A 19,594-nucleotide genomic window follows, 5' to 3' on the forward strand; every position below is an offset into this window, starting at 1 on the left:
CTACTGCGCCAGCTCGGCCGAGCGCTCGAGCGCCCGTGTGAAGCCGGCCAGTGAGACCGAGATTGGCACTGGCTGCTGGGTATCGGCACCCGTGCCGGTTGCCGTGAGTGTCGCGCCGGCCTTGATGCGGGTGATCTGGGTCATGTCGAAACTGACCGGCACCAGGCATCCCGTGGGAATGCAGGTGAGGAAGGGCAGGGGAGCGCCCAGCGTCTCGCCATCGACGCTCAGAGCCAGCCCCTTGGCGAAGTTCAGGCCGAACGGGCCGACAAGCATGCCAGTGACGGCACCATCCTGTGGCGGGCTCAATTCCAGCATCAGCACGCGCTGACCGGTTTGTGAATCGGCTAGCGCCTGCGAGAAGGCGCATTGCTTGCCGCTGCTGGGCGTGGTGCAGGTGACGGTCCAATCGCCATGGGTTTCGGTGACGAGGCTGGCCCCGCCCGGCAGGGTCGAGAGCGCAGCCTCCTGGCCATGGGCCATTCCCGACAAGGCGAGGCCGGCGGCGATGACGAGTGCGGTGCGAAGGACTGACATCATTTCTGTTCCACTGGCCGTTGGGCCCGCGATTCCAGCGGGGCGACGTCATTGGTATCGAGGCGGAAGAGCCCGGCGGCGATCGGCGTGTCGTATTGCGGCTGGTAGTCGCCATCTTCGGGCAGCAACACGGCCACCTTGTCGATGCCCAGGTCGGCCAACTGGAACGGTGTGCCGTGGCCATATTCCATGTGCCCGCGGCCGATAATGCCGATGACGATGGCGTTGGGGTTTGCGGCATGGGCCGTCGCAATATTGCAGGCAAAGGCGCGGTCCCAGGTCTGCTGGGCGCGGATGAAGCGGTCGAAGGCCGGGTCCATCGGGGTCTGCGCATCGCGTCCTTCGCGGCGGCCACCGGTCAGGTTGAAGAGGTACTCACGCGCTTCAGGCGTTGCGGGCTTGGCTGGGGTCAGGCCATCGCGCTCCTCAACCGGAATGGCGTCCCAGCCTTCCTTGCCGACACGGGTGACCAGCGGGCGATGGCAGTTCAGCGCCAGCATCGGCACCTTGAACTGGCGGCAGAACTGGAACAACGGCAGGTAGAGCGCCGGGGGGAAGCCCCAGACGGTCTGCCATTCCGATTGTTCGAGGAAGGCATCGTCATCGATGCTCCCCGAGACATAGGCATCAAGCGCTGGCTGGACGCGGCGCGGGAACATTTCAAAGCCCATGGAAATGGGTTTGCCGAGGGCGAGCAGCCCCGCCGCGACATGTAACTGCCAGCGATGAATGTCGTAGCGATTATGCGTTTCGCCCAGCAGCACGACCTGCTGCAGGCTCATGCGCGACAGGATTTCGGCATGGCTGACAATCTTGCGCGCTGCGGGATCGAGCCAGGTGCCGGCGGGATGGGAGATGGTTTCGCTCATGAGTCAGACAGCCTCGGCCATGGGGGCGGCAAATGCAGCAATCGGGCCATGCACGGTGAGCCCGGTCGGTTCGCCATCGGCGTCGAGAGCCACCATGATCGCGCCCTTGCCGTCTTGGTCCTGCCGCCAGGAGGCTACGGCACCGGCGCGCAAATGCAGATGGAAATCGGTGCGCATGACATTGATGAAGCCGCGCGATGGGCTGACCTTTTCGACCACGCCCATCCAGTCCTGTGTAAAGCCCGGGCGGGTGATGCGCACGGTCACGGTCTCTGCGCTGGCCAGTGCCGCCTGGAAGGGGACGGTGCCCGGATCATTGGGGACGGTCTCGGCAGCAGCATTTCCGCCCGGCGGGGTACGTTCGGCGATTTCGAGGGTTTCGCCGGGTCCAAATTGGGTGACCACGGCGTCGAACGGCTCGATACCGGCAAAGCCGATGACGCTGCACAGAACCGTATCGGCATCGCGCATGAAATCGATGCGCGGATAGCACTGGCCGCCCATGATGCTGGTGCGGTCGACAATCATCGCGGTGATGGCACCGGCCTGGATGCGGGAGGCATGCTCGGCGCCCGAGCAGACCAGCCAGCCATTGTCCTCGGTCACGGTCTCGACCACGCCCATGCGTTCGTGGGTCGCGCCGCCCTGGCGGGTGTTGATCATCAGGCGGCCCATGCCGGGCAGCGCCTTGATCACGGCTGCCGGATCGGCGGAAAGGCGCTCGCGTTGATGGGGAGTGGTCGACATGGATAGTCCTCTTATTCTCAGGCTAGAACGGGAATGGGCAGGTTGGGTTCAGATGCGGGCTCATCGTCGAGCTCCATCATCCGCACCGGACCGAGGCCCTTGGGTTGGCGGTGGGCGACGATCACCATCGTCGCGTCGGGCAACTCGCTCCGCAGCAGGGCAAACAGTTGCGCCTCTGCCGCGATATCGAGCGCCGAAGTCGGTTCATCCAGCCAGACGCAGTCGGGCTTGAGCACCAGCAGACGCCCCAGCGCCAGCCGCTGCTCTTCGCCGCCCGACAGGCCTTGCGCCGGATCCTGGCCGGGGGCGCTGTCGATGCGGTTGGCCAGCCCCACGCGGGTCAGCACATCATCGAGATAGGTCTGCTCGTATTTCGACGGGTCCTCGGGATAGGTCAGGGCCGAATAGATCGAGGCGCTGGGGAAGTAGGGGCGTTGCGGTAGGAAGATCTGGTTGCCGACGGCGCAACGCAGGCACCCCGAGGCATAGGGCCAGAGCCCGGCCAGCGCCTTGAGCAAGGTGGACTTGCCCAGCCCCGACGCGCCGCGCACCCAGATAGTTTCGCCCGGCGCGATGTTGAAGCGCCCGAGGCACAGCAGGGGACGGCCGGTCGGGGTGGCGACGGCGACATTTTCTATTTCGATGCTGTCGGTCAGCGCCGGGTCGGCCGCGACGCCGCCCCGGGTCTCACCGGCGCGCCGGGCGGCGGCGATGAAATTGTCGAGGCGCGAGGACGCGGCAACCAGGTCGGCGAGGTCGCGGTAGGAGAAGATGAACCAGGAGAGTGTGGTCACGACGCTGGAAAAGGCGCTGCTGAGCTGCATCAGCCCGCCAAAGGCGACGTGGCCGGCGAGATAGCCGGGCAGGGCGACGAAGAGCGGAATGCGCAGCACCGAGCTGTTGAAGGGGTAAGTGAAGCCGCCCAGGATCAATTCGCGCCGGATCAGGTGGCCCCAATTGGCGGCGATGGCCTCGAAGCGGTTGCCGAGCAGACGCCGTTCGGCGGCCTCGCCATTGCCCAGCGCCACGGCCTCGGTATTGGAGCGAAGACGCACGAGGGCAAAGCGAAAATCGGCCTCGCGCTTCTGCTGCTGCACCAGAACCGGCTTCAGCGGCTTGCCCAGCAGGTGGGTGAGGCCGGTGCAGAGCGCCACATAGATGAAGGCGGCCCAGATCATGTAGTGCGGAATTTCGAAGGGAATGCCGATCGGCGCCAGCGACAGCGGAAACTGCGCCAGGCTCCACAGCACGACGAGATAGGAGAAGAGGCCCACGACGCGCGAGATCAGGTCGAGCGCTTCGGTGAGCAGCTTCTGCAGAAAGATGACGACGTCTTCGGCAATGCGCTGGTCGGGATTGTCGACGCCTTCGGCGCCGCCAGCCACGGACATGTGCCAATAGGCCTTGTTGGCCAGCCAGATGTCGAGGACATTGCTGGTGAGGGTCCGGCGCCAGCGCATTTCGAGGCGCTTGCGCAGATAGAGACCCACCAGGTGGCGGGTGGAATTCAGCGCGACGATAATGCCGAAGATGCCGACCTGCCGCACCGCCTCGGCCGCGTCGAACTGCTCGAGCGCCCCATAAAAGGCCCCGGTCCATTCGATGAGGCGGATGGTGGCATAGATGCCGAGCAGGTCGAGCCCGACGACAATGGCGAACATGACAAGGCCCAGCTTGCGGTAGTCTCCGCGCAAGCACAGGGCGATCAGCCGCCAGAATTGGGAAAGCACGCGAACCATCTGTTTGCCCCTAAAAGCGGCCGGGAGGGCGCGGGGCACCCTCCCGGCAGATCAGGTGTGACGTCGTTTAGAACCGGACGGTGGTACCGATCTTGAAGGTGCGGCCGGGGCCCCGCTGCAGCTCCAGCGGGTTCTGGGCCGCGATATCGGCAAAGGCCGGGACCGTCGTGTAACCGGAGAGGGTGTTGGGGAAGTAGGCGGTGTCGAAGATGTTCTGAACGCCGAAATTGATCTCGACATTCTCGCTCGGCTTCCAGGTGCCGAACGCGTCGAACACCGCATAGCCATCGGTCTTGAACGTCGTCGGCAGCGCCCGCTCGCCCTGGCCGGAGGCAAAGGTCCCCATGACCTCGAACTCCAAGCCGTGCTCGGGGATTTCGTAGCGCAGGCCCAGGACCGCCGTCAGCGGCACCGCGCCATCGAAGCCGGTCTCCGCCGCACCAGCGGAAATGCGCTGCACGCCCCGCTGCCAGGACACGTTGGCGGTGGCGAAGATGTTCTCGTAGAACTCATATTCTCCGCCAAGCTCGATGCCCCAGAGATGGACTTCCTCGACATTGTTCGACCAGTAGTGGTTCGGCTTGCCGGGGACTTCCTGCAGGCTGCGGATGAAGTTGTCGTAGTTGGAGTAGAACGTGCTGGCGCTGAACCAGCCATCCTCGAACTCGCCGCGCAGGCCGATTTCATAATTCTTGACCGCTTCCGGCTTCAGATCGGGATTGGGAACGATGGTCGAAGGCGGCGACGTGAAGGGATTGGAGCTCGACTGGAACAGCTGCTGGGCGTTCGGCATCTTGAAGCCTTCGCCATAGGCTGCGTAGACCGAGTAATTGTCATCGAGTTCATAGGTCACTGACAGCTTCTTGAGCAGCTCGACGCTGCTGATCGGCGCCGGTGCATAGCCGGGAAGGCCTGCATAGGTGGGGTCGACGGTCGGATCGATATGGTAGGTGGCCAGGCGCGCGCCCGGGGTGATGGTCAGGCGGTCATCGAGCAGCTTGATCTCGTCCTGCACGAAGAAGTCGGCGCGGATGGTCTCGGTGCGCGGGAAGCTGAAGCCCGTATTGCCCACCACGGTGGTGGTGAGGCCCGTGCGCGAGTCCCAGGTGGCGGTGCTGCTGGTATAGTCGCCGCGCATGAAATCGCCGTCGAAGCCATAAGTCAGCGTGTGATCGGTCTCGCCCAGCTCGAACGAGGACTGCAGCTGCAGGTCGGCTTCCCAGAAGTTCTCAGCATAGTCGCGGATCGACTGCACGCGCGTCTGGCGATTGGAATAGGTGCGGTAGGACGTGCTGTCCATGCGGCGCGCCTGGGGCGAGTAGGAGACGTTCCACTTGACCGAGTCGAGCCAACTGGCACCGACCTGCCAGTCATGCGAGATGGCCAGGCGATAGCGCTCCATGTCGAGGGTGCGCGGATAGGCGTTGGAGACATAGGCCAGGGTGGTCGGGATGCCGGTGGCCGCCGCGCCCGAGTCCCAGATCTGCTGGACGACGGTGTTGCGGTCAAAGAACTCGCCGGTCAGCTTGATTTCGTGATCGGCATTGGGCGTCCAGACGACCTTGACCAGGCCGTTATAGGCATTGGTATCGGCAGGGTAGAGCTGGTTGCAGCGGAAATAGGCCGGGCGAATGGGGCAGCCCCAGATGCCGCCTTCGGGATCGGCCTTGATCGCCTTGGGCTCGGTGCTGGTCAGATTGCCGAAGCTGCCAAGGACCTCGACGTCGCCAAAGTCGTAGGCGGCGGTGATCTGCTTGCGCCAGCTATTGTCGAAGCTGTCAAAGGCGGACTTGATCTCCACGCCCCAGGGCTTGTCCTGGCCCTTCAGGATGTCGGAGGGGTCCTTGGTCTGGAAGGCGACGACGCCGCCAAGCGCATCGGCTCCCCACAGTACTGAATTGGGACCGCGGACGATCTCGACGGCCTTCAGGTTGAAGGGGTCGACGAAGTCACGGCTGCCATCGATGACCTGTTCCTGGACACGCGCGCCATCGACCAGCATCTGCACGCGGTTGCCGCCCATGCCGCGAATGGTGAAGCCAGTGAGCTGGCCAAAGGGATTGGCAATGGAGGTCTGGCGCGCGACGCCGACACCGGGCTCATAGCGGGCCAGATCCTGGATATCGCGAACGACGCGCTTGTCGAGGTCCTCTGCGGTGATGACCGAAACGGTCATCGGCACATCCAGCACCTTGCTCGCATTGCGGGTGGCGGTAACGGTCAGCCGCTGCAATTGCGTGGCCTGCGTGGCGGTCAGGCTGGCTTGCGCCTGCACGGCGCCTGCCATCAGCAGGCTGGACGCCAGGGCCGTTCCGCCGATCAGCGCCAGGCGCAGGTGTGTAGAATTTGGCGCAGCAGCGTGCGCCCTCCGCTCATGATTGCTCATGCGAGTCCCCAAGGCATATTTGAATTATACTGTTGGCTCGCTGGCGAGATCTTGGCGATCGGCTTGCTGGCTGGGTGAGGGCAGGGAGAAGCTCCCGCCATCGTCGGTCGCTTCATATTTAACATGACAAAAAGAGTCAATAATAGTTTTGCGCTCTTCGCTGCGGTACATCGGGCTTTTGTCTGCCGATGGCAAAGGCAGCTTTCGAGATTTATGTTATTGAAAAGACAGGAATAAACGCGGGTCTGCTTAGGCGTTCCGCTAATGCCATTCCGCCTCGCCAGCCCCGCTCAACAAATATGACTCGAAAAATCAGCTATTGCAACGCGTCAATCCCGGCGCTAGAGGTCGCGGAAATCGACCGGCGTCCGGTGGTCCATCGGCAGGGCGATAAACAACTGACATGCAAAGATTTTCATGAGCGGCGAGCCCAAAACAGACCCTGATCAAACTAAAAACGTACCGTCTCTCGATTCTGAGAAATCGACGACAAGTACGGATCTGCTCGGCGGTAGTAACGCTCTGGTCATCATGCATGAGGGCACGCGCTATGTGCTGCGCCTGACAAGACAAAACAAACTTATCCTGACCAAGTGACGGAGACACAAGAGATGGCGATGCAGAGAAAATCCCCCGCTGAAATCCGTGATATTCGCGCCAGGCACCCCGAAATGCGGGCGCGCGATTTTGCGCGCATCCATCAGATTTCCGAAGGCGAACTGGTTGCCGCCTTTGTCGGGCAGGGCACCACGACGGCGATCCAGGCCGATGTTGAAAAGCTGCTGAACGGCCTCGCCGGCGTCGGCGAGATCATGGCGCTGACGCGCAACGAAAGCTGCGTCAGCGAGAAGATCGGCCCGGTGGAAAAGGTGCATGTCAGCCCGCATGCCGCAATGGTGGTTGGCGAGAATATCGACCTGCGAATTTTCCCCAAGCACTGGCGCCACGGCTTCGCCATCGAGCGTGCCAATGACGACGGTAAAGTGTTCCGTTCGCTGCAGTTTTTTGACGCGCAAGGCAATGCCGTCCACAAGGTCCATACCCGCGAAACGACCGATCTCACGGCGTGGAACGCCCTCGTCGATGCGCTGACGCTGGCCGAACAGAGTGATGTGCTGGCGGTTGATGCTGCCCCTGTGTCCGAGTCGAAGAACAGCGGCGCGGTCGACGTTGCTGACCTCCGCACCCGCTGGCAGGCGATGACCGACACCCATCAGGTGTTCGGCCTGCTGCGCGAACTCAAGCTCAGCCGCCTCGATGCGTTGGAGCTCATCGGTTCGGACCTGGCCTGGGAGCTCGATCACAGCGCGGTCGAACAGCTCTTCAACTCGGCGGCTGAGACCGGGGTGCCGATTATGGCCTTTGTCGGCAATGCCGGCTGCACGCAGATCCATTCCGGCGAGATCAAGACCATCAAGCCGATGGGCCCATGGCTCAACGTGATGGACAAGACCTTCCACATGCACCTGCGGCTCGATCAGATCGCTAACGTCTGGGCCGTGCGCAAGCCCACCGAGGACGGCAATCTGACTTCGGTGGAAGTGTTCGGGGCCGATGGCGAAGTGATCATTCACCTCGTCGGCACCCGCGAGCGCAAGCATCCCGAACGCCCGGAATGGCGTGCGCTGGCCGAGGGCCTGCCGGTGCTCAATCAGGCCCGGACGGCCTAGCCGCATGAGCAAGCTGACCTCGGGCCTTGCTGCCCTCGCCATGCTCGCCGGCGCCGGTTCGGCGCTAGCCGAAGACGCAGCCCCGCAGCCAGCACTGGCTATCGAGCTCAATGCCGTGCAGCCGGTGGAGGGTGGGTGCCGCGTCACCTTCCTTGCCACCAACGGGCTGGGCTCCCCGCTTGACCGCGCCGCCGTGGAAATGGCGCTGTTCAAGACTGACGGCGCCATCGAGCGGATCGTGACGCTCGATTTCAAGGGACTAGCAGAAGGCAAGACCAAGGTGCTGCAGTTCCAGCTGACCGGGCTCGATTGCGCGGCGCTGGGGCGGGTTCTGATCAACGACATCACCGCCTGCGAGGGCGCGGCCTTCGCCGCCGATGCCTGCCTTCCGGCGCTGGTCACCAGCGCCCGTCCAGACATCGCATTCGGGGTTTGAGATGGACATTGTGAACGCGGCCGAGCTGCACGATTTTTCGATGTTCGGGCTGTTCATGCAGGCCGACTGGGTGGTCAAGTCCGTGATGGTCGGCCTGCTGATCGCGTCGGTCTGGTGCTGGGCGATCATCGCCAACCGGGTGCTTACTTATGGCCGCGCCCGGCGGGACATGCGGGCGTTCGAGCGGGCCTTCGCCTCGGGCAGGCCGCTCTCCCAGCTGCAGCAGGACATGCAGCATGCCGCGCCCAGCGGGCTCGCCGCCGTCTTCATGGCCGCCATGGACGAGTGGGACAAAAGCCACCAGCAACAGGCGTCCAACGCGCCCGGCCTGCAAAGCCGCCTCGAAATCGCGCTCGATCTGGCCGTGAGCGAGCAAAGCACAGCGCTCGAAAAACGCCTGGGCTTTCTGGCCACGATCGGCAGCGCCGGTCCCTTTGTCGGCCTGTTCGGCACGGTCTGGGGCATCATGAATGCCTTTACCGCCATCGCTGCCGCCGAAAACACCAGCCTCGCCGTGGTTGCACCGGGCATTGCCGAGGCCCTGCTCGCGACCGCACTGGGCTTGCTGGCGGCCATTCCCGCGGTGATTGCCTATAACAAGCTGAGCGCCGATGCCGGCCACCTGATCGCCAAGCTGGAGGGCTTTGCCGACCGGCTGGTGGCCCTGCTGTCGCGCCAGCTCGACGCCGGAAAGCCGCTCTGATGGGCATGTCGATTGGGGCCGGCAAGGGCCGGGGCAGGGGGCGCCAGCGTGGCCGTGGGGGGCCGATCAGCGAGATCAACATCACCCCGATGGTCGATGTGATGCTGGTGCTGCTGATCGTCTTCATGGTCGCCGCGCCCCTGATGACGGTCGGCGTACCGATCGACCTGCCCAAGACGGCCGCGTCAACCATGGTGCTGGAGCGTAAGCCGATCACGGTCACCGTCGAGCCCGATGGCACCATTTCGGTGGAGCGCGACGTGATTGATCTGGAGGGGCTGGTGCCGCTGATCGCCAGCCTCGCCGAGGAGGGCACCGAAGAACGTCTCTATGTGCGCGGCGACGCGACGGCGGCCTATGGCGCCGTCATGAAGGTGATGGGCGCCCTGTCGGCGGCCGGTTATTCGCGCATCGGGCTGATCACCGAGCAGGAGCCGGGCCGCTAGATGCGCATGGAATTGCTCGGATCGGCGCTGGTGCATGCGGCTGCTTTCGGCACCGCGCTGCTCTGGGTCGGCCTGCCGCAGCCCGATGATGCACCCAGCATGGGCGCGATGGAGGTCGAGTTGATCGCCATGGCGTCGGTCTCGGCCAATGCGAGCGACGTCATAGAAAGCGACGCCGCCGTGGATCAGGTTTCTGCTGGCGCGGAACAGGCCGTTCCGGTCGAGGCCGTGGTTCCGGAAATGCTGGAGCCGCAGAGCGAGACTGCGGTCGAACCCACGCCGGCCGAAGCTGTTGCCAATGAAAGCCCGCCGGCGGAAATCCCGCTGTTGGTGGCGTCGCTGGAGGCGATCGCCCCCGAGGAGTTTGCAGCGCCTGTTCCGCAGGAGGCGCCGCTGGAGCCGGTTGAGACATCCGATCTGACCCCCGCGCCAGTGCCGCATGTGCTGTCATTCACCCGGCCAACGACGCCCACGCCGCGCCCGCAGGCGGCGCCCCGTCAGACGGCCGCTCCCAAGCCGCAACAGGCCGGATCGGGCGGCAACAGCAATGCCGATACCGCTGCGGCATCCGCGTCCGCAGGTCAGGCCGGTGCCGGATCAGGCGGGAGTGCCGATGTGGCGCGCTATCCAGGCCAGGTGCAGAACAAGCTGCGCCGGGCGCTGCGCTATCCGCGCGATGCCCGCGGTGATAGCGGCGAGGCGCTAGTCTATTTCGTGGTCGATAGCGGTGGACAGGTGGTCAGTCTGAATGTGGCGCGCTCGTCGGGCAATCCGATCATTGATCAGGCGGCGCTCGATACCGTGCGCCGTGCCGCGCCCTTTCCCGCCATCCCCGGCGATGCAGGCCGCAATTCCTGGGACTTCACCATCCCGCTGACCTTCCGGAACTGAAGGCACACAGGAATGCGCAGCCCGTTCAGGGCGACAATCCAGCAATTGGGGGGAATGGAGCGGGTGAAGGGAATCGAACCCTCGTCACTTGCTTGGGAAGCAAAAGCTCTACCATTGAGCTACACCCGCAACGGGGTTCTAGATGCGTGAAATCGCGCTGGGCGTCAAGGCGCTCGGTGCAGCCAAATGCATCGTTCAACGGCCGCATTGCGAACGCGGCCGCTGCCCCACCTAGCCCGAATAGGGCTTGAAGTGTTTGGAGAGCTTGAGGGTCTGGGCCTGGTAGTTCGAGCCCAGCGCCGAGCCATAGAGGCGGTCCGGGGCTTCGGCGAGGCGCTCGTAGATGAGCCGGCCGATGGTCTGGCCATGGCCGAGCAGGAAGGGAACCTCGCGGCTGCGCACTTCGAGCACGGCGCGGCTGCCCGTGCCGCCGGCCGAGGAGTGGCCAAAGCCGGGATCGAAGAAACCGGCATAGTGCACGCGGAACTCACCGACCAGCGGATCGAACGGCACCATTTCGGCGGCATGCGTCGGCGGCACATGCACCGCTTCGTCGCTGACCAGAATGTAGAACTCGTCGGGATCGAGGATCAGCTCTTCGCGGCCGCGATTGACCAGCGGGTCCCAGAAGTCGAGCACGTCGAGCGCGCCCTTCTTGTCCACGTCGATCACGGCAGTGTGGCGCTTGGAGCGGAAGCCGATAAGCCCGTTGCGGTCGGCGCCTTTGAGGTCGATCGACAGGGCCACGCCCTCGCCGACCGGCACGTTGTTCTCGAACACCAGCGTGTCGCTGGCATGCAGCGCCTGATGCTCGGCAATGGTGAGGCGATTGTCGCCGCAGCGGAAGCGCATCTGGCTGAGGCGCGAGCCGGTGCGCACCAGAACCGGGAAGGTGCGCGGGCTGACTTCGAGATAGAGCGGGCCGACATAGCCATTGGGCATCTGGTCAAACCCGCGGGCGCGATCGCCGATGACGCGGGTAAATACGTCGAGACGGCCGGTGGAGCTTTTCGGGTTGGCCGAGGCGCTGACCGTATCGGGCAGGTCAAGGCTTTCCTGCAGGGGGACGAGGTAAACGCAGCCGCGCTCCAGCACGGCGCCCTTGGTCAGGTCGATCTCGTGCAGCTTGAGTGCTTCGATGCGCTCGGCCACGGAATGGTCGGGGCCAGGCAGGAAGCTGGAGCGCACGCGATAGGCCACGTCGCCCAGGCGCAGGTCGAGGCTGGCCGGTTGCACCTGATCGTCATCGAACGGGCGCGCCACCATGATCGAACCCTGGCGGGTGAGCTGCTCAATCAGCCGCGCCGGGAAGACGCCCTGCGGCCAGACCTGTTGCTTGTCCATGCTCATGGGTTTCCTGCTTTAGCCATGGACTTCCCTACCAACCCTTCCAATTGACGCCAACAGGCAATTGGCTTTACATCACAACCCAGTGGTGATTTGGCCGGTCGCTTGCAGCCACTTAAAAGAAATTGCTAAAGACCGTTTGGGAACCGGCCGCCCTTGCGTGCCGGTTTTTTTTGTTTGAAGGCGTGAAGATGTCCAAGGCGAACAACCCCCTCAATGATCCGAAACGGCGCGCTGCAGCGACCCAGATGGTCCATGGCGGCGGCATGCGTTCGCCCTTCAACGAAACCAGCGAAGCGATCTTCCTGAACTCGGGCTATTCCTATCCGAGTTCCGAGCATGCCGAACTGTTGTTTCAGAACAAGATCCCCGGCGGTCACAACTATTCCCGCTTCGCCAATCCCACCGTCGACATGTTTCAGGAGCGCATGGCGCTGATCGAGGGCGCCGAGGCCGGTCGCGCCTTTGCCTCGGGCATGGCTGCCGTCACCAATGCGGTGATGAGCCAGGTGCGCGCCGGCGACCATATCGTGGCCGCGCAGGCGCTGTTCGGCGGCTGTCGCTACGTGGTGGAAGACTATGCGCCGCGCTTCGGTGTGCAATCGACGCTGGTCGATGGCCGCGATCCCGAGAATTTCGCGCGCGCCATGCGGCCCAATACCAAGGTCGTCTTCATCGAGACGCCGACCAACCCGACGCTTGAGCTGGTCGACATCAAGGCGGTGGCCGAGATCGCCCACGCCCATGGTGCCAAGCTGATCGTCGACAATGTATTTTCGACGGCGCTGTACCAGAAGCCGCTGGAACTCGGCGCCGATCTCGTTACCTATTCGGCCACCAAGCATATCGACGGACAGGGCAGAGTGCTGGGCGGTATCGTTCTGGGCTCCAAGGCGCTGATCGAGGGTGACGTGCATATGTTCCTGCGCCAGACCGGCGCGACCCTCAGCGCCTTCAATGCCTGGGTGCTGCTCAAGGGCCTGGAAACCTATGAATTGCGCATCCGCCAGATGACGGACAGCGCCGAAAAGGTTGCCGAAGCGCTCGCTGGCCATCCCAAGGTCAATCGCGTCATCTATCCGCACCATCCCAGCCATCCGCAATATGAGCTGGCCAAGCGGCAAATGCAGCGCGGCTCGACGCTGCTGGCCATCGACGTCAAGGGCGGGCAGGATGCGGCTTTCACGCTGTCGGACAGTCTTGCGGTGATCCTGATTTCCAACAACCTGGGCGATGCCAAGTCGCTAATTACCCATCCGCGCACCACGACCCACGCGCGCCTCACCGAGGATGTGCGGCTGGAAACCGGCGTGACGCCGGGCCTGCTCCGCCTGTCGGTCGGCCTTGAGGCCAGCGACGATCTCATCGCCGACCTTCTCTATGGCCTCGATCAGGTCTGACCGGATGGCAAAGCGGACGGGGTTTGGGCGGGTATTGGTCTGGGCGGCAATGGCGCTGCTCACCATGCCCGCCATGGCCCAGACCCTGCCGCACCATTCCGACCCTTCGGCGCGCGAAATCCTGCCCAGCCTCACCCCCGTGCCGGCCATCCGCTTCCTGACGACGGCGGATTTCCCCCCGTTCAATTTCCGTGACGCGGGCGGCGAACTGGTCGGCTTCAATGTCGATCTGGCCAAGCGCATCTGTGCCGAGGTCAATGTGGCCTGCACCATCCAGGCCTGGCCCTGGGAGCAGGCCGCCGATGCTCTGGCCGACAACCAGGGCGACGCCCTGATCGCCGGGATCGACCTGAGCGAAGAGAACGGCAAGCGCTTCGACTTTTCGGCGATCTATCTGGCGCTGCCCGGGCGCTTCGTGACTCGTGCATCCGATATCGGCACCTTCGAGGCCAATGCGCTGGCTGGCAAGACCATCGCCGTGCGCCGCGGCAGCGCCCACGAAACCTTCCTGACCCGCTATCTGCCCAAGGCTGTCATCAAACCCTTCGATAGCGAGATTTCAGCGCTCGATGCACTGCGCGACAATGCTGCCGATGTCTTCTTCGGCGACGGGATGCGCGCATCCTTCTGGCTCAATGAAAACCTGAACTGCTGCGGTTTTGCCGGCGGGCCCTATTTCCGTCCGCACCTGTTTGGCGAGGGCATGGCGATTGCCGTGCCCGCCGGGCATGACGCGGTGCGTCACGCTATCGATTGGGCGCTGGTCAAGCTTGAGGACAAGGGCGCGCTGGACGAACTCTACCTGCGCTGGTTCCCGGTGGGGTTTTACTAGGAAGGCATGCGGCGATGGCGTGCCCGCGCCGCCACCTCGATGGCAGCGGTGGTGAGCCGGTCGAGGTCCAGCTTGTCGCGCAGCAATTCGAGGAAGCGCAGCTCTTCCTGCTCGAGATGAAGGTCGACCGAGGCGACTTCCACGGCGACGGCATAGGCGGTGTCCTGCAACTTCTTGGGCAGGGCGGCGATGGCATCGTCGAGAACCTGGTCGAGCCCGCCCGGGCCGTTGAGCTTGTCGGCACAGTCATTGGCAACCGCCGTCAGCCGATCCCTATCGAATCCCTCAAAGACGGGCAGGCGCCCGATCAGCGCCTGAATGCGGACCAGTTCTTTTTCCGTCATGGCACTATCGGCCGAGGCGGCGACGATCATCAAGTGTACGAGGGCGTCATGAGCGGTGGTGGGCATGGGACTTCTCGGATTTCTAAGTCGTTGAGAACGCTATGCACGTCGCGCAGCCTTGGCAAGCAGCGCGGTGAAAACGTTGACGCAATGCCTGCCATAATGCAACACACCGACACCCCTTATCTGAAAGGCCTCAACCTTGACGCCCGCTCTCCTGCCCGTTCTCGACCCTGCATTCTTTGACGCTGCCCAAACTGCCAAGGCCTGGCCGTTTGAAGAGGCTCGCAAGCTGGTCAAACGGCTCGAGAAATCGGGCAAGCAGGAAGCCCTGTTCGAGACCGGCTATGGTCCTTCGGGCCTGCCCCACATTGGCACCTTTGGCGAAGTGGCCCGCACCACCATGGTGCGGACGGCCTTCCGCCTGCTGACGCGCGACCAGATTCCGACCCGCCTGCTGTGCTTCTCCGATGATATGGACGGCATGCGCAAGATTCCGGAAACCGTGCCCTCCAAGGAGGCCATGGAGCCGCATCTGCAGAAGCCGCTGACCTCGGTGCCCGATCCCTGGACCAACGAATATCCCAGCTTCGGCGACCACAACAACGCCATGCTGCGGCGCTTCCTCGATACCTTCGGGTTCGACTACGAATTCGCCAGCGCCACCGAATATTACAAGTCCGGCAAGTTCGACACGGTGCTGCTGCGCGCGCTCGAGCGTTACGACGACATCATGAAGGTGATGCTGCCCACGCTCGGTGCCGAGCGCCAGGCCACCTATTCGCCCTTCCTGCCGATCTCGCCGGTTTCGGGCCGCGTGCTCTACGTGCCGATGAAGGAAGTCGATGCCAAGAACGGCACGATCACTTTCACCGACGAAGATGGCCGTGACACTACGGTTCCGGTCACCGGCGGCCATGTGAAGCTGCAGTGGAAGCCGGACTTTGGCATGCGCTGGGCAGCGCTGGGCGTCGATTTCGAGATGTTCGGCAAGGACCACCAGACCAATGCGCCGATCTACGACAAGATCTGCGAAATTCTCGGTGGCCAGGCGCCCGAGCACTATGTCTACGAGCTCTTCCTCGATGCCGAGGGCCAGAAGATCTCCAAGTCCAAGGGCAATGGCCTGACCATTGACGAATGGCTGACCTACGCCTCGACGGAAAGCCTGGGCCTCTACATGTTCCAGAAGCCGCGCGTGGCCAAGCGCCTGCATTTCGACGTCATCCCGCGCACGGTCGACGACTATTACAGCCACGTCGCCGCCTATCAGGGGCAGGACGTTGCTGCGCGCCTCGAGAACCCGGCCTTCCACGTGCATTATGGTGACGTGCCGAACCCGGACGTGCCGCTCAGCTTCGCGCTGCTGCTCAACCTGGTTGCCACGGCCAATGCCGAGGACACCAAGGTCATGTGGGGCTTCATCTCGCGCTACCTGCATGGTGCGAGCGCCGCGACCCATCCCGAGATCGACCGCCTCGCTGGTTATGCCGTTCGTTACTTCAACGACAAGGTCAAACCCTTCAAGACCTACCGCGCCCCCACCGACCAGGAGCGTGCAGCCTTGCAGGATCTTTACGACCAGCTCGCCGGCTATGAAGGCTCGACCGACGGCACGGCCCTACAGGATCTCGTCTACGCAATCGGCAACGCGCACAAGTTCGAGCCGCTGCGCGACTGGTTCAAGGCGATCTATCAGGTGCTGCTCGGCGACGATCAGGGCCCGCGCTTCGGCTCGTTCATCGCCCTGTTTGGCGTGGCCGAAACGCGCAAGCTGATCGCCGACGCGCTTGCCGGAAAGATGCTCGCCTGACCTGTAATGCGCCCGTCCTGGCGGGCGCGCTTAGGTAAGACGTTTGCGAAAATAGACGACGCGCTGGGTTTCCTCGAAGCCCAGCCCGTTGTGCATTTGGTGGCTGTCGGCATTGTCGACCGGCGCATCGGAGGCCAGCTCGGTGCACCCCTGGTTCCGCACCCAATCGGTGACCCCGCCGACCAGTGCCGCTGCAACACCCTGCCGGCGCTGTTCGGGCACCACGTAGATCCCTTCTAGGAACCCGACCGGAGAGGTGTCGCAGCCATTGACGTAGTCGTGGCGGATGGTGGCTTCGGCAAAGCCGACCACGATGCCGTCGGCGGCACGTGCGAGCAATGTGACGCTGGCGCCCGGCTCGGCAAGAATGGCTGCGATTTCGTCGGCGTGCTCGTCAGTGCTGGCGTCCGGCCAGAGTTGGTGCCGTAGGGCTGACCATACGGCGACGTCAGAGGCCGTTGCCGTGCTGACGGTGACGCTCACTGGCTTGCCCAGATGATACGGGCCATCCATTCGATATCGCTCAAATCGAGAATGCGCGGCTGGTAGGCCGGATTGAGCGAGTGCAGCTCGATCTGCTTGGCGGTCTGGCGGAAGAGGATCTTGGCCATCACTTCCCCGTCCTGGGTCTTGACCACCACCCGGTCGCCGCGCCGCACCTGCTCGGTGGGCGAGACGACGATGCGGTCACCCTCGCGATAGAGCGGCTCCATCGAGTCACCCTGTACTTCGAGCGCATAGATGCTGCCTTCGCCCGGCGAGGGCAGGGCGATCTCGTCCCAGCCTTGCCCCGCCGGAAAGCCCGCGCTGTCGAAAAAACCACCCGAGCCGGCCTGTGCGAGGCCAAGCAGGGGAACCGTGCGGTTCGCGGCACTTTCATTCACCTGCATGAATGCACCGGTGCCAGTGAGAAACGTCTCGAAGCTATCCCCCGTGGCTTCAAGGATCTTGGAAATGCTCTCGGTTGATGGCCAGCGCTCCCGGCCGTCCTTGCTGACGCGCTTGGAAACGTTGAATGCGGTGGCATCGAGCCCGGCCAGCTTTGCCAGCGCAGACACAGAGTGTCCGTGACGGCGCGCCAGAGCGTCGATCCCGTCCCAGATGGCTCGGTGTGACAGCATGACAAGGGTCCTGCTAGAGGAAATATATCTTAGCTTTGGAATTAAGTCCTATACCTACCAATCCGCCACAGACTTGTAAAGAGCGCCTCCACCCCGCTTGCGGCATGGCCCGCCCGCAATTAGGTTCGCGCGCATGAGCACCCCAGAATTCGTCTACAAGATCGCGACCGAGGCGGCCTACGCGCCTGCCCGCGGCACCGCGTCCTTTGCCGGCATGCCGATCGACGCCGCCGATGGCTACATCCATTTTTCGACCGCCGGGCAATTGAGCGAAACCCTGCGCCTGCACTTCAAGGGGCAGGATGGGCTGGTGCTGCTCGCCGTCCGCACGGCCGATCTGGGCGCGGATCTGCTCTGGGAGCCCTCGCGCGGCGGCGCGCTCTTCCCTCACCTTTATGGTGGTCCCCTTTCAACGTCCGCCATCGCCTGGGAAGCTCCGCTGAGCGTTGCCGCCGATGGTTCCTCTAGCTTGCCCGAGGCTGTTCGATGATCTTCTCCGGTCTCTCCCCGCTGCTGCGCATTCCGGCGCTCGCCGGTCTCACGCGCGAAGCGCTGCTCAAGATGGATGCCGAGACCGCGCATGGCGCGACCATCACGGCGCTGCGCCTTGGCCTCGCGCCGGAAAGCACCCATCCCGACGGGGTCGAACTTCGCACCACTCTGTGTGGGCTTGAACTGACCAACCCGATCGGCATGGCCGCCGGCTTCGACAAGAATGCCGAAGTCGCCCGCCCGCTGGCCCTGATGGGTTTCGGCATGGTCGAAATCGGCACAGTGACGCCGCGTCCGCAGGCCGGCAATCCCAAGCCGCGTCTGTTCCGTGTTGGTCCCGCCGAAGGCGTCATCAACCGGATGGGCTTCAACAATCAGGGCAATGAGGCTGCGTTCGAGCGGCTGAAGGGTCTGCGTGTCCCGGCGGCCCTGGGCGTCAATATCGGCGCCAACAAGGACAGCGAAGATTTCGTCGCCGACTACGTGGCTGGCGTGCAGCGCTTTGCCGATCTGGCCGACTACCTTACCGTCAATGTGTCGTCGCCCAATACGCCAGGCCTGCGCAACCTGCAGGCCGACGAGGCGCTGCGCCGCCTGCTCGGCGAAGTGCTTGCTGCCCGCGCCAAGGCGAAAACGCGTGTACCGGTCTTCCTCAAGATTGCGCCCGATCTGGATGAAGCGGCGCTCGACGCGATTGCTGGGGTCGTGCTGGCGACCGATCTTGATGGCCTGATCGTCTCCAACACGACCATCACCCGCGATGCCGTGGCGGGTATGGAGAATGCCACCGAAACCGGTGGTCTCTCGGGCAAGCCGCTGTTCACCCTGTCGACCCAGCGCCTGGCGCAGATGCGCCAGCGGGTTGGGGCTTTGCCGATCATTGGGGTTGGCGGCATCCACTCGCCGCAATCGGCCCTGGCCAAGATCGAGGCGGGCGCCAATGCTATCCAGCTCTATTCGGCGCTGGTTTTCGGCGGCCTCGACATGCTCGACCGTCTCAAGCGCGGCTTGGTTGCTGCCATCCGTGCGCAGGGCAAAGCCAATATTTCCGAACTGGTCGGCACCCGAACCGACGACTGGGCCGCCGGCCGGGTAACGCTCGACTAGGGGTTTTCCGAGCCGATCGAGAACAGAGCCTCGAACTGGCCGTCTTCAATGCGGGAGGCGGCGATAACAGCCTGGGTGCGGCTGTCGACGTCGAGCTTCTGCAGGATGGCCGAAACGTGGGCCTTCACGGTGGCTTCCGAAATCGTCAGCTCATAGGCGATCTGCTTGTTCATCAGCCCGTCGCTGAGCATCATCAGCACGCGCACCTGCTGGGGCGTCAGGGTCGACAGGCGCCGCATCAGTGCGGTGTGGGCGTCGTCTTCACCCAGCGTGGTCCCTGCGGGAACGAACACGTCTCCCGACAGCACGGTCTCGATGGCGCGGCGGATTTCGGTCGGCCCCACCGATTTGTGGAGATAGCCCGCGGCGCCAAGTTCAAAGGCGCGGCGAACCACGGTGCTGTCTTCCACGGCGGAAATGATCATCACCGGAATGTCGGGATACTGCGCCCGCAGCAGCAGCAGGCCCGAGAAACCGCGCACGCCAGGCATGTTGAGGTCGAGCAGCACCAGGTCGCAGTCGCGATCGGCATCAAGCGCAGCGCTCAGCCCGTTGAGATCGCCGGCCTCCTCGACGCTCACCGTCGCATCGCCTCCCGACAGGGTCTGCCGCAGGGCAGCGCGAAACAGGGGGTGGTCATCGACAATGATAATACGGCGACGGCTCATGCGATGAATGCTCCTCATGCGGTTGCAGGTGCGTAGAACACCGAAT

21 protein-coding genes, 1 tRNA gene and 1 riboswitch are annotated in these 19,594 nt (G+C 63.8%); of the genes, 11 read left to right on the top strand and 11 right to left on the bottom strand.

The genetic code is table 11. The features are described from left to right. The 5 genes from ACZ5WT_RS09335 to ACZ5WT_RS09355 form a co-directional block, all read right to left on the bottom strand. Complete coding sequence (locus ACZ5WT_RS09335; RefSeq protein WP_464287093.1) at window positions 1-540, bottom strand: invasion associated locus B family protein; 540 nt, start codon at window positions 538-540, stop codon at window positions 1-3. Continuing rightward, window positions 537-1,406 carry a ChaN family lipoprotein gene (locus ACZ5WT_RS09340; protein ID WP_464287094.1) on the bottom strand — a complete coding sequence of 290 codons (870 nt, stop codon included), beginning with the start codon at window positions 1,404-1,406 and terminating at the stop codon, window positions 537-539. Before ACZ5WT_RS09340 ends, ACZ5WT_RS09335 begins: the two co-directional genes overlap by 4 nt. Window positions 1,407-1,409: 3 nt before the next feature. Continuing rightward, window positions 1,410-2,153: a ChuX/HutX family heme-like substrate-binding protein gene (locus ACZ5WT_RS09345; RefSeq protein ID WP_464287095.1), complete on the bottom strand. Its 744-nt coding sequence runs from the start codon at window positions 2,151-2,153 to the stop codon at window positions 1,410-1,412. Window positions 2,154-2,170: 17 nt separating this feature from the next. Beyond that, window positions 2,171-3,892: an ABC transporter ATP-binding protein/permease gene (locus tag ACZ5WT_RS09350; RefSeq protein WP_464287096.1), complete on the bottom strand. Its 1,722-nt coding sequence runs from the start codon at window positions 3,890-3,892 to the stop codon at window positions 2,171-2,173. 67 nt (window positions 3,893-3,959) lie between these two features. Continuing rightward, window positions 3,960-6,278, bottom strand: coding sequence for a TonB-dependent hemoglobin/transferrin/lactoferrin family receptor (locus tag ACZ5WT_RS09355; RefSeq protein ID WP_464287097.1), 2,319 nt, complete (start codon window positions 6,276-6,278; stop codon window positions 3,960-3,962). 417 nt (window positions 6,279-6,695) lie between these two features. On the opposite strand from ACZ5WT_RS09355, the gene hemP reads away from it, so the two are divergent. Genes hemP through ACZ5WT_RS09385 form a run of 6 tightly spaced genes read left to right on the top strand, consistent with a single transcriptional unit; the run spans window position 6,696 to window position 10,424 of the window. Further along, window positions 6,696-6,875, top strand: a complete 180-nt coding sequence (gene hemP, locus ACZ5WT_RS09360; protein WP_464287098.1) for a hemin uptake protein HemP — start codon at window positions 6,696-6,698, stop codon at window positions 6,873-6,875. 14 nt (window positions 6,876-6,889) lie between these two features. Next, window positions 6,890-7,948: a hemin-degrading factor gene (locus ACZ5WT_RS09365; RefSeq protein ID WP_464287099.1), complete on the top strand. Its 1,059-nt coding sequence runs from the start codon at window positions 6,890-6,892 to the stop codon at window positions 7,946-7,948. Window positions 7,949-7,952: 4 nt separating this feature from the next. Then, a complete protein-coding gene (locus ACZ5WT_RS09370; RefSeq protein WP_464287100.1) occupies window positions 7,953-8,384 on the top strand; it encodes a hypothetical protein in 432 nt (143 codons plus the stop codon). A 1-nt stretch (window position 8,385) separates the two neighbouring features. Continuing rightward, entirely contained in the window at window positions 8,386-9,087 is a 702-nt protein-coding gene (gene tolQ, locus ACZ5WT_RS09375) for a protein TolQ (protein ID WP_464287101.1), read from the top strand. Further along, window positions 9,087-9,533: an ExbD/TolR family protein gene (locus tag ACZ5WT_RS09380; RefSeq protein ID WP_464287102.1), complete on the top strand. Its 447-nt coding sequence runs from the start codon at window positions 9,087-9,089 to the stop codon at window positions 9,531-9,533. Before tolQ ends, ACZ5WT_RS09380 begins: the two co-directional genes overlap by 1 nt. After that, window positions 9,534-10,424: an energy transducer TonB family protein gene (locus tag ACZ5WT_RS09385; protein ID WP_464287103.1), complete on the top strand. Its 891-nt coding sequence runs from the start codon at window positions 9,534-9,536 to the stop codon at window positions 10,422-10,424. 55 nt (window positions 10,425-10,479) lie between these two features. On the opposite strand, the gene ACZ5WT_RS09390 is transcribed toward ACZ5WT_RS09385, so the two are convergent. Beyond that, window positions 10,480-10,553, bottom strand: a tRNA-Gly gene (locus ACZ5WT_RS09390). Window positions 10,554-10,655: 102 nt separating this feature from the next. Beyond that, a complete protein-coding gene (locus ACZ5WT_RS09395) occupies window positions 10,656-11,768 on the bottom strand; it encodes a 2'-deoxycytidine 5'-triphosphate deaminase (protein WP_464287104.1) in 1,113 nt (370 codons plus the stop codon). Window positions 11,769-11,846: 78 nt separating this feature from the next. Next, window positions 11,847-11,922, top strand: a riboswitch (SAM riboswitch). Between the two features lie 40 nt (window positions 11,923-11,962). On the opposite strand from ACZ5WT_RS09395, the gene metZ reads away from it, so the two are divergent. Both metZ and ACZ5WT_RS09405 read left to right on the top strand, forming a co-directional pair. After that, window positions 11,963-13,171, top strand: coding sequence for an O-succinylhomoserine sulfhydrylase (gene metZ / locus ACZ5WT_RS09400; RefSeq protein WP_464287105.1), 1,209 nt, complete (start codon window positions 11,963-11,965; stop codon window positions 13,169-13,171). Between the two features lie 4 nt (window positions 13,172-13,175). Continuing rightward, a complete protein-coding gene (locus tag ACZ5WT_RS09405) occupies window positions 13,176-14,003 on the top strand; it encodes a transporter substrate-binding domain-containing protein (protein ID WP_464287106.1) in 828 nt (275 codons plus the stop codon). Here the strand turns inward: ACZ5WT_RS09405 and ACZ5WT_RS09410 are convergent. After that, window positions 14,000-14,413 (bottom strand): tellurite resistance TerB family protein, encoded by a 414-nt coding sequence (locus ACZ5WT_RS09410; protein ID WP_464287107.1) that lies wholly within the window; start codon window positions 14,411-14,413, stop codon window positions 14,000-14,002. The two genes, ACZ5WT_RS09405 and ACZ5WT_RS09410, sit on opposite strands and share 4 nt — an antisense overlap. Window positions 14,414-14,549: 136 nt before the next feature. Here ACZ5WT_RS09410 and ACZ5WT_RS09415 point away from each other — a divergent pair, with 136 nt between their 5' ends. Beyond that, the gene (locus ACZ5WT_RS09415) at window positions 14,550-16,160 is read left to right on the top strand and encodes a lysine--tRNA ligase (protein ID WP_464287108.1); all 1,611 of its coding nucleotides are present in this window, start codon (window positions 14,550-14,552) and stop codon (window positions 16,158-16,160) included. Between the two features lie 30 nt (window positions 16,161-16,190). Here ACZ5WT_RS09415 and aac(6') read toward each other — a convergent pair whose 3' ends face one another. Together aac(6') and ACZ5WT_RS09425 are read right to left on the bottom strand one after the other, a co-directional pair. Then, complete coding sequence (aac(6'), locus tag ACZ5WT_RS09420; RefSeq protein WP_464287109.1) at window positions 16,191-16,643, bottom strand: aminoglycoside 6'-N-acetyltransferase; 453 nt, start codon at window positions 16,641-16,643, stop codon at window positions 16,191-16,193. Next, the gene (locus tag ACZ5WT_RS09425; protein ID WP_464287110.1) at window positions 16,640-17,281 is read right to left on the bottom strand and encodes a S24 family peptidase; all 642 of its coding nucleotides are present in this window, start codon (window positions 17,279-17,281) and stop codon (window positions 16,640-16,642) included. The genes aac(6') and ACZ5WT_RS09425 overlap by 4 nt, the downstream gene beginning before the upstream one ends. Before the next feature lie 133 nt (window positions 17,282-17,414). Here ACZ5WT_RS09425 and ACZ5WT_RS09430 point away from each other — a divergent pair, with 133 nt between their 5' ends. Beyond that, window positions 17,415-17,771, top strand: a complete 357-nt coding sequence (locus ACZ5WT_RS09430; protein WP_464287111.1) for a DUF952 domain-containing protein — start codon at window positions 17,415-17,417, stop codon at window positions 17,769-17,771. Further along, on the top strand, window positions 17,768-18,880 hold the full coding sequence (locus tag ACZ5WT_RS09435) for a quinone-dependent dihydroorotate dehydrogenase (protein ID WP_464287112.1): 1,113 nt from the start codon (window positions 17,768-17,770) through the stop codon (window positions 18,878-18,880). The genes ACZ5WT_RS09430 and ACZ5WT_RS09435 overlap by 4 nt, the downstream gene beginning before the upstream one ends. Here ACZ5WT_RS09435 and ACZ5WT_RS09440 read toward each other — a convergent pair. Next, on the bottom strand, window positions 18,877-19,548 hold the full coding sequence (locus ACZ5WT_RS09440; protein WP_464287113.1) for a response regulator: 672 nt from the start codon (window positions 19,546-19,548) through the stop codon (window positions 18,877-18,879). The two genes, ACZ5WT_RS09435 and ACZ5WT_RS09440, sit on opposite strands and share 4 nt — an antisense overlap. Window positions 19,549-19,594: the final 46 nt, after the last annotated feature.

The sequence above is a fragment of the Devosia sp. T2-14 genome (assembly GCF_055397495.1).

Excerpts from the sequence above, each read along its gene's own strand:
- tolQ (WP_464287101.1), top strand. The coding sequence starts at position 8,386 with ATGGACATTGTGAACGCGGCCGAGCTGCACGATTTTTCGATGTTCGGG.
- ACZ5WT_RS09425 (WP_464287110.1), bottom strand. The coding sequence starts at position 17,281 with ATGCTGTCACACCGAGCCATCTGGGACGGGATCGACGCTCTGGCGCGC.
- ACZ5WT_RS09370 (WP_464287100.1), top strand. The coding sequence starts at position 7,953 with ATGAGCAAGCTGACCTCGGGCCTTGCTGCCCTCGCCATGCTCGCCGGC.
- ACZ5WT_RS09410 (WP_464287107.1), bottom strand. The coding sequence starts at position 14,413 with ATGCCCACCACCGCTCATGACGCCCTCGTACACTTGATGATCGTCGCC.
- ACZ5WT_RS09365 (WP_464287099.1), top strand. The coding sequence starts at position 6,890 with ATGGCGATGCAGAGAAAATCCCCCGCTGAAATCCGTGATATTCGCGCC.
- ACZ5WT_RS09350 (WP_464287096.1), bottom strand. The coding sequence starts at position 3,892 with ATGGTTCGCGTGCTTTCCCAATTCTGGCGGCTGATCGCCCTGTGCTTG.
- ACZ5WT_RS09430 (WP_464287111.1), top strand. The coding sequence starts at position 17,415 with ATGAGCACCCCAGAATTCGTCTACAAGATCGCGACCGAGGCGGCCTAC.
- ACZ5WT_RS09335 (WP_464287093.1), bottom strand. The coding sequence starts at position 540 with ATGATGTCAGTCCTTCGCACCGCACTCGTCATCGCCGCCGGCCTCGCC.
- ACZ5WT_RS09340 (WP_464287094.1), bottom strand. The coding sequence starts at position 1,406 with ATGAGCGAAACCATCTCCCATCCCGCCGGCACCTGGCTCGATCCCGCA.
- metZ (WP_464287105.1), top strand. The coding sequence starts at position 11,963 with ATGTCCAAGGCGAACAACCCCCTCAATGATCCGAAACGGCGCGCTGCA.
- ACZ5WT_RS09345 (WP_464287095.1), bottom strand. The coding sequence starts at position 2,153 with ATGTCGACCACTCCCCATCAACGCGAGCGCCTTTCCGCCGATCCGGCA.
- ACZ5WT_RS09435 (WP_464287112.1), top strand. The coding sequence starts at position 17,768 with ATGATCTTCTCCGGTCTCTCCCCGCTGCTGCGCATTCCGGCGCTCGCC.
- ACZ5WT_RS09395 (WP_464287104.1), bottom strand. The coding sequence starts at position 11,768 with ATGGACAAGCAACAGGTCTGGCCGCAGGGCGTCTTCCCGGCGCGGCTG.
- ACZ5WT_RS09380 (WP_464287102.1), top strand. The coding sequence starts at position 9,087 with ATGGGCATGTCGATTGGGGCCGGCAAGGGCCGGGGCAGGGGGCGCCAG.
- ACZ5WT_RS09355 (WP_464287097.1), bottom strand. The coding sequence starts at position 6,278 with ATGAGCAATCATGAGCGGAGGGCGCACGCTGCTGCGCCAAATTCTACA.
- hemP (WP_464287098.1), top strand. The coding sequence starts at position 6,696 with ATGAGCGGCGAGCCCAAAACAGACCCTGATCAAACTAAAAACGTACCG.
- ACZ5WT_RS09405 (WP_464287106.1), top strand. The coding sequence starts at position 13,176 with ATGGCAAAGCGGACGGGGTTTGGGCGGGTATTGGTCTGGGCGGCAATG.
- ACZ5WT_RS09385 (WP_464287103.1), top strand. The coding sequence starts at position 9,534 with ATGCGCATGGAATTGCTCGGATCGGCGCTGGTGCATGCGGCTGCTTTC.
- ACZ5WT_RS09440 (WP_464287113.1), bottom strand. The coding sequence starts at position 19,548 with ATGAGCCGTCGCCGTATTATCATTGTCGATGACCACCCCCTGTTTCGC.